The 15819-nt window shown below is 32.5% G+C and carries 18 protein-coding genes and 1 pseudogene; 17 read left to right on the forward strand and 2 right to left on the reverse strand.

Features of this window, described 5'->3' with window-relative positions; translation table 11 throughout:
* Nucleotides 1–25: 25 nt before the first annotated feature.
* The 4 genes and pseudogenes from ACNFIH_RS06830 (at nucleotide 26) to ACNFIH_RS06845 (ending at nucleotide 4436) form a co-directional block, all read left to right on the forward strand.
* Entirely contained in the window at nucleotides 26–1480 is a 1455-nt protein-coding gene (locus ACNFIH_RS06830; protein WP_426486027.1) for a glutamate synthase subunit beta, read from the forward strand.
* Between the two features lie 523 nt (nucleotides 1481–2003).
* Nucleotides 2004–3230 (forward strand): annotated as a pseudogene (lysA, locus tag ACNFIH_RS06835) (diaminopimelate decarboxylase); the annotation flags it as partial.
* Nucleotides 3231–3569: 339 nt separating this feature from the next.
* Nucleotides 3570–3884: a GIY-YIG nuclease family protein gene (locus ACNFIH_RS06840; protein ID WP_426486028.1), complete on the forward strand. Its 315-nt coding sequence runs from the start codon at nucleotides 3570–3572 to the stop codon at nucleotides 3882–3884.
* A gap of 177 nt (nucleotides 3885–4061) precedes the next feature.
* Nucleotides 4062–4436 carry a hypothetical protein gene (locus tag ACNFIH_RS06845; protein WP_426486029.1) on the forward strand — a complete coding sequence of 125 codons (375 nt, stop codon included), beginning with the start codon at nucleotides 4062–4064 and terminating at the stop codon, nucleotides 4434–4436.
* A 117-nt stretch (nucleotides 4437–4553) separates the two neighbouring features.
* Here the strand turns inward: ACNFIH_RS06845 and ACNFIH_RS06850 are convergent, their stop codons facing one another.
* Nucleotides 4554–5006, reverse strand: coding sequence for a hypothetical protein (locus ACNFIH_RS06850; RefSeq protein WP_426486030.1), 453 nt, complete (start codon nucleotides 5004–5006; stop codon nucleotides 4554–4556).
* Nucleotides 5007–5954: 948 nt separating this feature from the next.
* Nucleotides 5955–7163 carry an MFS transporter gene (locus tag ACNFIH_RS06855; RefSeq protein ID WP_426486031.1) on the reverse strand — a complete coding sequence of 403 codons (1209 nt, stop codon included), beginning with the start codon at nucleotides 7161–7163 and terminating at the stop codon, nucleotides 5955–5957.
* A 100-nt stretch (nucleotides 7164–7263) separates the two neighbouring features.
* On the opposite strand from ACNFIH_RS06855, the gene ACNFIH_RS06860 reads away from it, so the two are divergent.
* The 13 genes from ACNFIH_RS06860 to ACNFIH_RS06920 all read left to right on the forward strand — a co-directional run bounded on the left by ACNFIH_RS06860 (nucleotide 7264) and on the right by ACNFIH_RS06920 (nucleotide 15819).
* The gene (locus tag ACNFIH_RS06860) at nucleotides 7264–8082 is read left to right on the forward strand and encodes an AraC family transcriptional regulator (protein WP_426486032.1); all 819 of its coding nucleotides are present in this window, start codon (nucleotides 7264–7266) and stop codon (nucleotides 8080–8082) included.
* A gap of 148 nt (nucleotides 8083–8230) precedes the next feature.
* Nucleotides 8231–8761: a hypothetical protein gene (locus tag ACNFIH_RS06865; RefSeq protein WP_426486033.1), complete on the forward strand. Its 531-nt coding sequence runs from the start codon at nucleotides 8231–8233 to the stop codon at nucleotides 8759–8761.
* 83 nt (nucleotides 8762–8844) lie between these two features.
* Nucleotides 8845–9192 (forward strand): hypothetical protein, encoded by a 348-nt coding sequence (locus ACNFIH_RS06870; RefSeq protein ID WP_426486034.1) that lies wholly within the window; start codon nucleotides 8845–8847, stop codon nucleotides 9190–9192.
* 61 nt (nucleotides 9193–9253) lie between these two features.
* Nucleotides 9254–9703 carry a hypothetical protein gene (locus ACNFIH_RS06875; protein WP_426486035.1) on the forward strand — a complete coding sequence of 150 codons (450 nt, stop codon included), beginning with the start codon at nucleotides 9254–9256 and terminating at the stop codon, nucleotides 9701–9703.
* 98 nt (nucleotides 9704–9801) lie between these two features.
* Nucleotides 9802–10164, forward strand: a complete 363-nt coding sequence (locus ACNFIH_RS06880; RefSeq protein WP_426486036.1) for a hypothetical protein — start codon at nucleotides 9802–9804, stop codon at nucleotides 10162–10164.
* Between the two features lie 7 nt (nucleotides 10165–10171).
* On the forward strand, nucleotides 10172–10633 hold the full coding sequence (locus tag ACNFIH_RS06885) for a DinB family protein (protein ID WP_426486037.1): 462 nt from the start codon (nucleotides 10172–10174) through the stop codon (nucleotides 10631–10633).
* Nucleotides 10634–10672: 39 nt separating this feature from the next.
* The gene (locus ACNFIH_RS06890) at nucleotides 10673–11842 is read left to right on the forward strand and encodes a DUF1624 domain-containing protein (protein WP_426486038.1); all 1170 of its coding nucleotides are present in this window, start codon (nucleotides 10673–10675) and stop codon (nucleotides 11840–11842) included.
* Nucleotides 11843–11965: 123 nt separating this feature from the next.
* Nucleotides 11966–12514, forward strand: coding sequence for a hypothetical protein (locus ACNFIH_RS06895; protein WP_426486039.1), 549 nt, complete (start codon nucleotides 11966–11968; stop codon nucleotides 12512–12514).
* Nucleotides 12515–12547: 33 nt separating this feature from the next.
* The gene (locus tag ACNFIH_RS06900) at nucleotides 12548–13015 is read left to right on the forward strand and encodes a DUF1572 domain-containing protein (RefSeq protein WP_426486040.1); all 468 of its coding nucleotides are present in this window, start codon (nucleotides 12548–12550) and stop codon (nucleotides 13013–13015) included.
* A gap of 82 nt (nucleotides 13016–13097) precedes the next feature.
* Complete coding sequence (locus ACNFIH_RS06905; protein ID WP_426486041.1) at nucleotides 13098–13463, forward strand: hypothetical protein; 366 nt, start codon at nucleotides 13098–13100, stop codon at nucleotides 13461–13463.
* A gap of 199 nt (nucleotides 13464–13662) precedes the next feature.
* Nucleotides 13663–14850: a hypothetical protein gene (locus ACNFIH_RS06910; protein ID WP_426486042.1), complete on the forward strand. Its 1188-nt coding sequence runs from the start codon at nucleotides 13663–13665 to the stop codon at nucleotides 14848–14850.
* 152 nt (nucleotides 14851–15002) lie between these two features.
* Nucleotides 15003–15329 (forward strand): ArsR/SmtB family transcription factor, encoded by a 327-nt coding sequence (locus tag ACNFIH_RS06915; RefSeq protein WP_144339297.1) that lies wholly within the window; start codon nucleotides 15003–15005, stop codon nucleotides 15327–15329.
* Entirely contained in the window at nucleotides 15319–15819 is a 501-nt protein-coding gene (locus tag ACNFIH_RS06920; protein WP_426486043.1) for an SRPBCC family protein, read from the forward strand. Before ACNFIH_RS06915 ends, ACNFIH_RS06920 begins: the two co-directional genes overlap by 11 nt.

The following is a 15819-nucleotide window of genomic DNA, read 5'->3' on the forward strand; positions in this document are numbered from 1 at the left end:
CACAACTAAATCTAATTAAAAAGTCATGGGTAAAATAGGCGGATTTAAAGAATATAACAGAGCCGATGAAAGTAATTTAGCAGTAGCAGAACGTGTTTCGAACTACAACGAATTTACTATTCCGGTACCAAAAGATAAATTAAAAGAACAAGGATCAAGATGTATGGACTGTGGAATTCCTTTTTGCCACAGTGGTTGTCCGTTAGGAAATTTAATTCCTGACTTCAACGACATGGTACATCAGGAAGAATGGCAGAGTGCATTAGAGATTTTACAATCGACTAATAACTTCCCTGAATTTACAGGACGTCTATGCCCTGCTCCATGTGAAAAATCATGTGTATTAGGAATCATCAAAGATCCGGTTTCTATCGAAAACATCGAAAAAAGCATTGTTGAAAGAGGTTTCGCTGAAGGATGGATCAAACCGCAGCCACCAAAAACAAGAACTGGTAAAACAGTTGCTGTTATTGGTTCAGGACCTGCTGGTCTTGCAGCTGCTCAACAATTAAACAGAGCGGGTCACACGGTTACTGTTTTTGAAAGAGACAACGCAATTGGAGGTTTATTACGTTACGGAATTCCGAATTTCAAATTAGAAAAAGGAATTATCGACCGTCGTGTAGCAATTCTTGAAGCAGAAGGAATCACTTTCAAAACTAATGTAAACGTTGGTGTTAACTTCAGTGTTGAAGAATTAAACCAATTCGATTCTATCGTTTTGTGCGGAGGAGCAACTGAAAGAAGAAGCTTACCAACTAAAGGAATCGAAAGCAAAGGCGTTGTTCAGGCAATGGATTTCTTAACACAACAGACTAAAGTTTTATACGGAGAATCAATTCCAGATCAGGTTAAAGCAACTGGTAAAGATGTAATTGTTATTGGTGGTGGAGATACAGGTTCTGACTGTATTGGAACTTCAAACAGACACGGAGCAAAATCGGTAACTAACTTTGAGATTTTACCAAAACCTCCTGTTGGAAGAAGCGAGTCAACTCCTTGGCCTTTCTGGCCGTTGCAGTTAAAAACATCTTCTTCTCACGAAGAAGGTTGTGACAGAAACTGGTTGATTAACACTAAAGAATTCATTTCTAACGATAAAGGCGAATTAACTGGATTAAAAACAGTTGAAGTACAATGGAAAATGACTCCAGGTCAGCGTCCTGAATTAATCGAAAAAGAAGGTTCTGAGAAAATATGGCCTTGCGATTTAGCTTTATTAGCTCTTGGATTTACAGGTCCGGAGAAAACGTTAAGCGAGCAATTAGGAATCGAAACTGATTTTAGAAGCAACTACAAAGCACATAATTATCAGACAAATGTTCCTCACATTTTCACCGCTGGTGATATGAGAAGAGGACAATCATTAATCGTGTGGGCTATTTCAGAAGGTCGCGAAGCTGCAAGAGAAGTAGATTTATTCCTTATGGGATCTACAAACTTGCCTACTAAAGGAAAAGGAGATTTACCGAGTCTATAATTTTTTTTAAAGATTCTAAGATGCTAAGGTTCTAAGTTTTTTTTCCTTGCATTTTATTAATCTTTTCCAATAAACAACATAACTACTAACAAACCCTTGAATTTATATTCAGGGGTTTTGTTTTTTTGAAGCATAACAATTGGCATTTTATTAAACATAGTTCCCGCTTTCGGCTATATCTCTCCTCCCGATAGCCATCGGGATTCGAGGATACCGCCTCAATCGGGGCTAAATCCAAACATTTGGCTTCTTTTAAAAAATTAGAATAAAAATCCATTTAATCAGTGCAATCAGTGGCAAAAAACAATTTCAACAGCATTTAAGCATAAGTTAAATTCGTGAATTCGTAGCTAAAAAACTTAGTATCTTAGCATCTTAGAACCTTAGCACCTTTAAAAAGGTTATAAAAATTCAAAACAAGCAACTTTTTGTTTAAAAACAAACAATTTGTTACAATTTGTTATTTTTCTACAATTAATTTGCAGTTACTCAAAAGTGTAATAACTTTGCCCAAAATGATTTAAAAATGCAAGCAAAAGATTTACTGCAGTTAGCAGACCAATTTGGAAGTCCATTGTATGTTTACGATGCCGAAAAAATCCAATCTCAGTACAACAGATTAACTAAAGCTTTCTCTAAGGTAGAAAACTTAAGAGTTAATTACGCCATGAAGGCATTGTCAAACGTTGCGATTCTTCAGTTATTAAAGAACATGGGGTCTGGCTTAGATACTGTATCAATTCAGGAAGTTCAGTTAGGACTTCACGCTGGCTATGAACCCGAAAGAATTTTCTTTACACCAAACGGCGTTTCTTTAGAAGAAATCGAAGAAGTTGCCGCAATGGGTGTACAAATCAATATCGACAATTTATCTATTTTAGAGCAATTCGGAACAAAACATCCACATATTCCAGTATGTATTCGTATCAACCCACACGTAATGGCGGGCGGAAATGCAAATATTTCTGTTGGACATATCGATAGTAAATTCGGGATTTCTGTTCACCAGATTCCGCATATCCTGCGAATTGTTGAAAATACAAAAATGAGTATTGTTGGAATTCACATGCACACAGGATCTGATATTTTAGATATCGAAGTATTCTTGTATGCTGCTGAAATCTTATTTGATACCGCTAAACATTTCAAAGATTTACAATTCTTGGATTTCGGAAGCGGATTCAAAGTTCCTTACAAAAAAGACGATATCGAAACAGACATCGAAGAATTAGGTAAAAAATTATCTAAAAGATTCAACGCTTTCTGTACCGAATACGGAAGAGATTTAACTTTGATTTTCGAACCAGGAAAATTCTTGGTGAGTGAAGCAGGTCATTTCTTAGTAAAAGTAAACGTAGTAAAACAAACAACATCAACAGTTTTCGCAGGAGTTGACAGTGGTTTCAACCACTTAATTCGTCCAATGTTGTACGGATCTTCACACCATATTGAAAACATCTCTAACCCAAAAGGAAAAGAGCGTTTTTACTCAGTTGTAGGATACATTTGCGAGACTGATACTTTCGCAAACAACCGCAGAATTCAGGAAATTACTGAAGGAGACATTTTATCTTTCAGAAACGCCGGAGCATATTGTTTCTCAATGTCTTCAAACTACAATTCAAGATACAAACCAGCTGAAGTATTATGGATGAACGGTCAGGGAATCTTAATTCGACAAGCTGAAACATTTGAAGATTTACTTAAAAATCAAATTCCGTTGCCAGAAGAAATTGCTGCTACGGTTTAAAATAAAAAAAAAGAGAATATCAATTGTTGAAATCCCGTTCCCGAAAGGTGAACGGGATTTTTTTTACATAATATTATCATTTCGATCCAGAGGCTTCGGGAGAGAAATCTTCAAGAAATTCCGCAAAGAAAATCAACACTCACGCAAAGTAACCTCCAAGTTTGTCATTTCGACGAAGGAGAAATCCTCGCAAGTAACTTCCACAAAGATTGGAAAATTCCACGTCAGTTTTGTCATTTCGACGTAAGGAGAAATCCTCACAAGTAACTCCGCAAAGTATACCAAACGAAAAAAAGAAAGAAAAATCTTAAATAAATATTTTATCTTTCGTCAAAAAAAATGCAACACCAAGAAGGCTATCACACATACTACATATACATTCTCACAAATAAATACAAAACCGTTTTCTACACAGGAGTTACAAATAATTTAAAAATTCGTTTAAGCCAACACAAAGAAAACAGCACAACTTCGAACAAAACTTTTACATCAAAGTACAAAGCCACATTCTTGCTATACTACGAAAAGTTTACTTGGATTCAAGAAGCAATTGCTCGAGAAAAAGAAATAAAAGATTGGCGTAGAGAAAAGAAAATCGAATTGATAAAAACTATTAATCCTAATCTAGATTTTTTGAATTATTTATTTACTTGATTTAAATATAATGTCTCCAATCTTTGTAGAGTTACTTACGAAGATTTCTCCTTCGTCGAAATGACAAGATTGTGGATAATAGGAACTCAAAACTGAAACTTAGAATAAAAAATTCCTTCAGAAAAACCATATATTTATTCTTTAAAAAAATCAAATTCAGAATTAAAAAAATTAAACATGAATATAATCGGCAATTATTTAATGGCCAGTACGATCGAAGAAGTTGTAGAAAAATTAGAGGAACAAACCATAACTTTTAATTTAATGTTTCCGTATGATTTTGGAAATAACTTGTTTGAAGAAAGATATTTGAAGTTTAAAAATGTTGTCTTTTATCAAGTCGAAGAAATAATTATTCCTATAGGCCGAATTCCACAAATATATCATATAAATGATTTGGGGAAATCCACCAGAATTGTAAAAACCTCTGATAATTTAGATATAAAACTTATTTGCCGAAAAATTGAAATTATTACAAATGTTGGAAAACGAGTAATTGAATTTTCAGATTACGAATTTCAGGGTAAAACAAATGAATCTCATCAACGATAATTTTCGATTGTTGGTCTAAAAAAGCACTTTATGGAGTTTCTTGCAAAGCTTTGTCAGCGTTTTAAACTTTAACAAAGTTTTATAGCGAATGATACATTTTCAACTAAACTCCCAGGCTTATTTTGCTACTTTAAGCCTTATCTTTTGTATCATTATTCTATTATCTTTAAAAGGATAAACGTTTCTTACATCTTCCCAATGAGAATTTTTCTTTAAAAGAATTGTGAAATTTCCTAAATCAAACCAAATCTCAAATTCAATGTATTTTGATTCGGCTTTGCTTACTTTAACCAAATATTGATTTGATTTTTCGGTTTCTACAATTTCGAGCAGGCCATTTACTGGGACCAAATTAATATCATTGTCACGAATAAATGTGTCCTTCAAGTCCGGAATTATTGTAAATAGAATTTTAGTTTCTCCTACTTTTAATTCAGGAAATTCTTTGAATTCGGGATACCAGCTTCTCAAAATAACTTGTGGTTTTCTTTGCAGTCGTATTGTATCCTGCGCACTAATATTAGTAAAAAGAAGAAATGTTATTCCAAAAGCTAAAATTAATCTCATCATTTTCTATTTAATTTCCTGATAATACTTTTTGCGTACCAAGACTGCAAGGTATAAAATTGACTCGTTTAAACTTAACCAAAGTAGCATCTTTTTACCTCAGCCTGCAAAATTCAGGAAACATTATGTTAGATTTTTTTACTATTTCAAACCAAAATCAAATTCCATTAACTCAAATAAAAAAAACTATTTTATCTTAGTAAACCAAAAACCAAATCATGAAAATTACGATTCACCCTTCGCTAGCGCGAGCATCCCGCTCGTGAACACAAACTGAAAAAATCAATAACATAAAAATTCTGCGGACACGAGCGAGACGCTCACGCTAGCAAAAAACAATCCCAATTAAATACTATGAAAATCATAATACGAATATTATTTTTTATTGGACTTTTTCTTTTAATTGTCAGCTATTTTATTACTCCATATATCATCAACGATGGACAATATATAGTAGTTGACGAAGATGGAATAGCATTCTTAAAAATGCTATACATCATCACTAGTATAATTTTTGGATATCTACTTTTTGCATTTCTTAGAGTTTTTAAAAATAAAAGTTATTTGATTTTTTCTTTTATTTTTCTTGTTCTCAGTTTAATATTTTTAGCCAAAATGTTCTTCTATTTTGATACTTTTTTAGAATAATTACACAAAGGAAATGCAAAAGCAAGCAAAAAAGAATACAAAGTTTTTTATAAATTGCCCCCCGCTAGCGCGAGCGTCCCGCTCGTGAACACAAACTGAGGAAATAAAAAACACAAAAACTTTATAGACACGAGCGAGACGCTCGCGCTAGCAAAAAAAAACACAACGTTTTTTATAAGTTGCCTCCAGTTTTAACTGGAGGAATATGTAAAAGTTAGAAAAGGCTTTAGCCAAATTATTTACAATTTGGCTAAAGCCTTAAGCTCCTTTATTATTTTCTCATCCAGCTAAAGCTGGACGCAATTAAACCTTTTTCCTTCCCTCAATATTCGGCAAAAAACCAGTAATAATCCCAATCAAAGGCAGAAACGCACAAATTTTAAAGACATATTCTATACTCGTTGCATCGGCGATTTTTCCTAGAACTGCTGAGCCTAAACCTCCCATTCCGAAGGCAAATCCGAAGAAAAGACCGGCAACTAAACCCACTTTTCCTGGCAATAATTCGGTTGCGTAAACTAGAATTGCAGAGAATGCCGAAGAAAGAATTAATCCGATAATTACAGATAAAGTTCCGACCCAAAATAAATCTACATAAGGCAACATCAAAGTAAATGGCGCAACTCCAAGAATTGAAACCCAGATTACATATTTTCTTCCAATACGGTCGCCAATTGGTCCTCCAATTAAAGTTCCAGCTGCGACAGCTCCAGAAAACAAGAATAAATAAACCTGAGATTGCTGAATCGAAATATGAAATTTATCTATCAAAAAGAACGTATAATAACTCGTAATACTGCTCATGTAAAAGTATTTAGAGAAAATCAAAACCAATAAGATGATCAACGAAGTAATAACTCTGTTTTTAGATAAATGATGGGTTTCGATTTTATGTGCGGCTTTATTGGCATTTCTTTCAGACAAATGTTCCGTGTACCAAAGCGCAATTTTATATAAAGTAAAAATTCCGACTAAGGCAATAATACAAAACCAAGCCACATAACTTTGTCCGTGCGGAATGATAATAAAAGCGGCTAATAAAGGTCCGATGGCGCTTCCGGCATTTCCTCCCAATTGAAAAATAGATTGCGCCAATCCTTTTTTTCCACCCGAAGCCAAATGCGCGACTCTCGAAGATTCTGGATGAAAAATCGAAGATCCAATTCCGATTAAACTTACTGATAATAATAGAAAAGTGAAACTAGAAGCAATCGAAACCAAAAATAATCCCGTCATGGTGAAACACATTCCAATAATAAGCGAATACGGTTTAGAATTTTTATCGGTATACATTCCCACAAACGGCTGTAAAATTGAAGCGACAATTTGATAGGTAAAAGTGATAATTCCGATTTGAGTAAAACTCAGTCCGAAATTTTCTTTAATAAGCGGATAAATTGACGGAACTACAGCCTGCAAAAGATCATTAATTAAATGCGAAAAGCTGATTATAAAAAGTATTGAATACGTTGTTTTTTTAATTACTTCTGGTTCTACTTTAACGGTTTCCATGAGTTGTATTTAGGTTAATCTTCATTTTAAAAATAACAGCTGTATTATTTTTTTACAAAATTGAAATAATTTACAATGTCAAAATTACTATATTTGGACAATGAATAATCAGATTCGGACATATAGAATGGCGCAGGATTATGGATACCAAGTTGATCCATCGATACCTGTTATAGGTTATACAGAAACGGTAAACAACGAAATGTGTATTTCGCATTCGCATCCGAGAGCGCAACTTATTTATGCTACGCGCGGTGTAATGCATGTTGTGGTTGGTAATCATATTTGGGTTGTGAATCCATTGCAGGGATTGTGGCTTCCAAGTGGCGTTGAGCATCAGGTTACTTTTCAGAAAGACGTTAATTATTATAGCGTTTTTATAGATCCTTCAGCAACTGAAGGATTGCCAGCAAACAGTTTTTCTTTTGATATTCCGATGTTTTTAAAGCAACTGGTTTTCAAAATTATTTCTTTTGGAACAAACGGAAATTTAACCGATTCACAACTAAGAATCATTGCCGTTTTTCTTGATGAACTAGCACAAATTGTCCCAAGCGCCACATTTTTACCAACTACAAATAACGAAAGACTACAAAAAGTCGTCGAACTTTTAATGAGTGACGTCGCGAGTAAAAACACCATTGATCATTATGCAGAACTTTCGTTTATGAGCAGCAGAACTTTATCGCGTTTATTCATAAAAGAATTGGGAATGAATTTCAGCGATTGGCGAACTCGCTTAAAATTACTTGAAGCCATAAAAAGATTGGGCGAAAAACAATCCATAAAAGAAATTGCTTTAGATTTAGGCTATGAAACAGCCAGCGCTTTTATTTTTATGTTTAAAAAACATTTAGGAAAAACGCCTTCTAATTATATTTTAGAAGATGAAAATGATTCGGATAAAATACCGGCGTAAAGTTTTCAGATAAAAAATTTAATTCTGATTGAATTGGTGGTATAGTGAACTAGAAATTCCTGTTGAACCTAAAAGAACAAATAATAAAGTAGATTGAATTACAATTAATAAATTACTGAATTAATATTTTTAAAATTCACTTAAGATAATGAAAAAAAAACTTTTATCTAATTTTAGCATTTTTCAGATTGTTTTTTGCACACTACTGCTAACAATCTTCAGTAATTGTAGCAAAGAAAATAATGACGATATAATAAAACAGTTTGAAAATGAATTTAATGATTCAATAACAAAATACAAAGCTGAAAAGTTTGAATATAAATTTGACGCACTTGTACAACAAACCTCGTATATTGTTGATTATAAAGTAAAGTTTTTAAAATACGCACATGAACCTGAAAATGGTTTAATTCAATCTCTAGTTTTCTTTGATTTTTCAACTGATTCCATTCAAAAAATTATTAGACGAGAAATAACTCCTAAATGGAGAGACAACAGCTTTAAATTAGAAGATTCAAATGATACTACTTATGTACTTTTTTACATCCCGAAAAAAAAAGTATTAAAATACTATGATAATAAATTAATAGATTCTTCATTTGAAGAAGCCATATTAAAGAAAGACATAAATTACGTTAAAAAAATGAAAGCAGAAACGGAAAAAAAATACAAGAATTAATAATTTATTGCCAGTATCAGTTAAATAACTAATTTGAAAAATTTCTAGTCCTATAAAAGTTTACACATTCTAATTAGAAAAAAATGAAAAAGATCGTTTCCGTATTTGCAATGCTTATTTTTTTTATTTTCACGTCTTGTGATAATTCAACTGCTAAAAAGAAGCTAAATTTAGCAACAATAGAAAATGAAGAAATACTTGTGGAAAAATACAGAATAAGTGAACTCACGACAATTCATCAGTTTATTGACATAACAAATAAAAGATGGAATAAAATCGAAAGAATTCTTGAAGCAAACGATGTTTCTGTAGACAGTATATTTATTAAACAAGATACTTTGTTTCTACGAAAGGCCTCAGATAATCCGATTATTTATGATTTGGCATCAATCAAGTTTGGATATAAAATAATTTTATTAGACCCAAAATAAGTGAACTCTCTATTAATACTAAATTGACTATAATTATAACCAAAAACTAAACCCAAAAACCATGAGAATTACGATCCCCCTATCGGCATTATTCCTGTTGCTTACTACCAATCTATTCAGCCAAACTATCGCGGATTTAAAGTTAAAACCAAAAGAAATTCCAAAAGCTTATACTTTTAACGACGGTAATATCTGTATTACTCCTCAAGCCTGCACTTTTTACAACGACATTGAAACCTACAGCAATATTGTTGGAACAGTAAAGAGCAAGGCGATTCAGAATTTTAGAAGCAAAGGCGATCGTGGTTCGATTATGTATTTTGAATTTGAACACGTTTTTAAAGGTGACCGATTTTTGCAAGGATTACTTTGGGGAAAAGACGGCCAGCCAACAGATGAACATCCTGAAGAATATGTTGTAAAAGGAAAATTTCTAATCATTTGGAGTTTCCGCCCGGATAGTGTTTTAAAAGAGAAATCAGAAGAAAAAATAGAAAAACTGTTGCCGTAAAACATCGAAGAACATTTAATGAGTAAATTAACTTCATTTAGAATTCATCTTTTCGAATTACTTTTGCAAGTGCAAAACTTCATCTTAAATAATAAAAAATGAAACCACAAATACGAATTCTTTCTTATTCAATACTTTTCTTTTTATATCTAATTTCTACACCGATTATTTTAAAGATTGGCGAAAAATTAAAAACTGATCCTTTTGTAACTTTAGGATTCGGTTATGCGGTCTTCAATATTATTTACGCTTTTATAGCTTTAAAATGGAAACCTTTATTGAATGTAATCTACGCTGTGGCGATTGCATCATTGGCACTATTCCTCGCTTTGAAGTTTACAAATTTGCATTTGCTTTTTGAATATGATCCTTATCAGGTTAAAACCGCGATACTTGCTAATGCTGTTTTTGCTGTTATTTTTTGGGAGATTGTTTATCAGATTAAAAACAAATTTTCATAACTAAAAAATGAATAGACAAGGTGCCGTTGGAGCATTGCTTGACATTTATGAAGAAGCAATTAATGATCTTAAAGATGTGATTAAAACCATTTCCGATAATGCTTTAACAAAAATTATAGACGAAAAAACAACAAACGAAGATTGTAAATCGATACAAACAATTTTATCACATGTTGTAAGATCGGGCTACATTTATGCGATAAATATTCAGAATCTAAAAGGACTTGAAATTCAACGACCGGAAAAGGTTTTTCATTTAACTACTGCTGAATATTTAAACGATTTAACGAATGTTTTCTACTATATGGAAAGTGTTTTCAAAGAAATTAAAGACAAAGAATTAGAACAATATGATAATTCATTAAAAATAAAAACGAGTTGGGGACAGCTTTACGATATTGAACAATTAATGGAACATGCAATTGTTCATGTTTTGCGTCATAAGAGACAAATTGAAAAGATTAAATAATTCATTAAGTTTACTCTTAATCTTTTAAAAATCAATTCAATGAAACGACTACCATCAATAGACATCGTCCGCGGCATTGTAATGATAATTATGGCTCTTGATCATGTTCGGGATTTGATGCATGTCGATTCGCTTGCACAAAGCCCAACTGATTTGTCAACTACAACACCTTGGCTGTTTTTGACCCGATGGATCACTTATTTATGTGCACCAACTTTTGTTTTTTTGGCAGGAACTTCGGTTTATCTTTCACTTCAGAATAAGAGTTTAGCCGAAACAAGAACACTTTTATTTAAAAGAGGTTTTTGGTTGATCTTCCTCGAATTTACCATTTTCAATTTCGGATTATACTTCGATATAGGTTTTCACACGCTTTTATTTGAAGTGATAGCCACGATAGGTTTTGGGTTTATAATTTTAGGATTGTTACTGAAAATTCCTTCCAGAATATTAGGGATTATTGGGCTCTTCATTTTAATTCTCCATAATCTTTTACCTTTTATTGCAGTTTCTCAAAATTTGAAATTGAATCCGTTTTTAACGTCATTCATAAGCCCATTTGGGACTCCGTTTGGCAATCCTTTATTGGGAAGAGTATTTATTATGGCTTATCCGCCATTTCAATGGTTGGGAATTATGCTCGTTGGGTTTGCCAGCGGAAAATTCTTTGAACTGGAAACTGAAAAAAGAAAAAAACTATTTATTAAAATCGGTAGTAGTGCTTTAGTTTTATTCGCCGTTATTCGTTTTGTAAATATATATGGCGATCCAGCATTGTGGAATCTTCAAAAAGATGCTGTTTTTACTTTTTTATCTTTCATCAATGTGACCAAATATCCGCCTTCGCTCCTATTCTGTTTGCTCAATTTAGGTATTATGTTTTTGCTTCTTGCCTTTGCAGATCAATTTCATAATAAAGTCAAAAAAGTCACTTTGGTTTATGGAAGAGTACCGTTGTTTTACTTTATTGTTCATTTTTATGTCATTCATATTTTAACCTTAATCATCCTTTTTGCACAAGGTTTTAGTTGGTCGCAACTAGAATTTGCATCAGGAACTTTTGGACGTCCAAAAAATACTGAAAGTGGTTTGCCTTTTTGGGCAATTTATTTAATGTGGATTTTTGTTGTGGTAATTCTTTTTAAACCTTGTCAATGGTTTGGAAAATATAAGGCTGAAAATAAATATTGGTGGCTGAAATATATTTAGAATAATCATACAATTCCAACATACCCTGTAGTGGACTCTACAGGAGAATAAAAAACATATAATTTCTGTACGTATTTTTTTATATTAGCTTCTCAAAATTTTTCGAAGCCAAATAATTAAATAATGAAAATCAAAATTTTATTCCTTTTATCTTTAATTGCTATTTCCTGCAAAAAAGAAACGAAAACTGAAAATCCTCAAGTTGTTCAAAAAGATACCACTCAAATTACTCTTAAATCTGAAACAAAAATTGAGGAAACGGATACAATTATAATTTCCAAAAAACACAAAATCAACCTAATTGTATGTGACTTGGACGGAGATGGAAAAAACGAAACCGTTGAAATAGTTAGAAGTACAAAAAGCGATAAAAGCGGTCTTAGAATTACCTACGGAAACAGAAAAGTTGATTATTTAGGTTTTGGAAATGATATTTTAGGACTCGGTTTTAATGAAATTGACTGGGCTGGTATTTTTGAAAAAGCATCAAAAAATGAAGTTTATTTTGAAAATGTAAATGAAAACGGTGATATTATTGGCGAAGAAGAAGTCGCAGAAGAAGACAAAATAAAACTTCCTAATGATGGAATCTTTCTTCATGCTGAAGAAAGTTGCGGAGGCGGCATTATTTATCTGAAAAACGGAAAATACGAATGGATTCAGCAGGAATGAATTCTTAAAAGTAACTCCTAAATTATAATGAACATGAAAAACACAACTGAAATTGCAAATCGATTTAGAGAAATTATTTTAAATGGAACCTGGGTTGCCAACACTAATTATAAAGATCAGCTCGAAAATCTGGATTGGAAGATTGCCGTTGCTCCACTTCAAAACTTAAATACAATTGCAATTCTCGCACAACATATTCATTACTACATTAGCGGAATAAATCAGGTTTTTAAAGGCGGAACTTTAGATATAAAAGACAAATTCAGTTTTGACTTTCCTCCTATTCAATCTCAACAAGAATGGGAAATTTTTCTAAACAAATTTTGGAAAGCAGCTGAAGAATTTGCGTCCTTAGTTGAACAAATGCCTGATGAAAAACTAGACGAAGGTTTTGTTGATGTAAAATATGGCACTTACAGAAGAAATATCGACTGTATGATTGAACATAGTTATTATCATTTAGGACAAATTGTATTAATTAAAAAACTCTTGCATAACTGAAAAAATAATAAAACTTAACCTTAACTTTTTTTTCAAAATAGTAAAATCCGTAAATTTAATTTTCAATTCTAAAAATCTAAAAATGAAGAAAATACTTTTATTATTTGTTTTGTTAATTGGTTTATCTGCTAATGCTCAAACTTCTAAAGAATTAATTGGAAAATGGCAATTAGTAAAATGGACGAAAAACGGAAAAGAAAAAGATATCAAGAAACGTTTTAAAACAGATCAGGTTTTTCAGGTTTTTAAAGAAAATGGCGATTTCGAAAGTGTAATTGGCGATGAATCTCATAAAGCAAAATGGAAATTATCAAGCGATAATTCTCAATTGACGATCGTTTCTGTTATTCTGCCGGTTGTATTTAAAATTAATTCTTTTGACAGTGAGAAACAAAGTATCTCAAACCCTGAAGTGGGCACTTTTGAGTATAAAAAAGTAAGTGACTAAATCACATTTTTTTTATTACTCGAAAAAAACAAAACTTCTCATCTAGCCCCGATAGAGCCGATATCCTCGCAGAGATAAAGGCGAAAGCGGGACTGAATATTCTTATGAAAACATGGTTTTCTGCTCCTTAAAAAAACTAAAAAAAGGCATAGTTGTTGAAAGTTAAATGAAATATATTTACACCTTCAAAAAATACAACATGCAAAAAATTACTTTTCTAGTTTCTATATTATTTTTAGCCTTTTCTTCGTGCGGTGTAAAAACAACTCAAGCGTTAATAAGCGACGGTAATTATGACGGCGCAATTGACCGTACGGTTGAAGCTTTAAGAACGAATAAAGATTCAAAAGGAAAACAGGATTATGTGTATCTGCTCGAAGAGGCTTTTGCTAAAGCGAAAGATAGAGACTTGCGTAATCTTGAAATGCTCAACAAAGAAAATAATCCCGCAAATGCTGAACGCATCTATAATACTTATCTACAGCTAAATAACCGTCAGGAAAAAATCAGGCCTATTTTGCCTTTGAAATTATTAAAACAGGGAAGAAACGCTCTTTTTCCGTTTGACAATTATTCGAATGAAATTGTAAACAGCAAAAACGCACTTTCAAAATATCTGTATGAGAACGCTTCTGCTCTTTTGAAATCAAATAACAAAATGGATTTCAGAAAAGCTTACGATGATTTTGCCTATTTGGAAAGTATAAATCCGAATTACAAAAATGCAAAAAAGCTGATGGACGATGCTCAGTTTAAAGGAACTGATTTTGTGGATGTTTATGCCAAAAATGAAACCAATATGGTAATCCCAAAAATGCTTCAGGACGATTTATTGGATTTTAAAACGTATGGATTAAACGACAAATGGACGGTTTATCATAGTGCCAGACAAAAAAATATAAACTACGATTACAGCCTGATTATTAATTTTAGAGATATTTATATTTCACCTGAACAAATCAAAGAAAAGGAATTTACTAAAGAAAGACAGGTAAAAGATGGCGTAAAAACACTTTTGGACAGCCGAGGAAAACCTGTAAAAGACAGTCTGGGGAAAGAAGTTAAAGTAGATAATTTTAAAATTCTTCGCGCAACTGTCTACGAATTTAGACAATTCAAATCGTGCCAGGTCACTGCAAAAGTTGACTACGTAGATTTGAAATCGAATCAGCTGGTTCAAACATTTCCAATTAGCAGTGAATTTGTTTTTGAGAATATCTATTCCACTTATAAAGGCGATAAAAATGCATGCGATGACAATTATCTCGGCAACTTCAACAAACGTGCGGTTTTGTTTCCGAATAACGAACAAATGGTTTACGATACAGGTGAAGATCTGAAAGCCAAACTAAAAGACATCATTGTAAAGAATAAATTTAGACGGTAATTATATAACACGATTATAAAGAAAAAGGCGCATTTTTAATGCGTCTTTTTTTGTTTAGATTCTTTTCTTTAAAAAAATATGCTTTTTTGAATTGCGCAACCAAAAAGTTGCGTATATTTGCAACTGATTAGTTGCGTAATTCTATTTTAAAAATGAAACGAGATATTTTTCAGGCAATTGCCGATCCGACGCGAAGAGCAATTTTAGTTTTAATTTCTTCAACAGCATTAACACCAAATGCAATTGCAGAACAATTCAAAACTACGAGACAAGCAGTTTCTAAACACATTAAAGTTTTAAACGAATGTGATTTATTGGAAGAAAAAAAAATGGGCAGAGAAATTTATTATCAGCTCAAAATTGACAAAATGAAAGAAGTTGATCAATGGATGGAACAATTCAAGAAAATCTGGGAAAGTCGTTTCAGCCAATTGGATCAAGTATTATTAAATTTAAAATCTAAAGAAAATGAAATCTGATCTTACAATGAATTTTTCCATAGATAAGGAAAATATAGCCGTAAATATAAAACGCGAATTCAATGCGTCATTGTCAAACGTTTGGGCAGCCTGGACAGAGGTTGAGATATTAGATCAATGGTGGGCGCCGGCTCCCTTTAAATCCAAAACAAAAAGCATGGAATTCAAGGAAGGCGGACGCAGATTGTACGCCATGGTTGGGCCAGATGGTCAGGAACGTTGGAGTTTTTTTGATTATTCTTCCATTTCTCCAAAAACAAATTTTAAACACTCTTCTACTTTTTGCGATGCTGATGCAAATCCAGATCCAAATATGGGAAGTTCATATTGGGATGTAACGTTTTCTGAAGATGGCGATTTGACAGTTGTTGATATTGTAATAAAACGAGATAGTCTGGCCGAATTAGAAAAAGTCGTAGAAATGGGATTCAAAGAAGGATTTACAAGCACGCTTAAAATCTTGGACAAAATTCTTGAAGCAGGCAAATAA

Source organism: Flavobacterium sp. 2 (assembly GCF_049949195.1).
In the GTDB taxonomy this organism is placed as follows: Bacteria; Bacteroidota; Bacteroidia; order Flavobacteriales; family Flavobacteriaceae; genus Flavobacterium.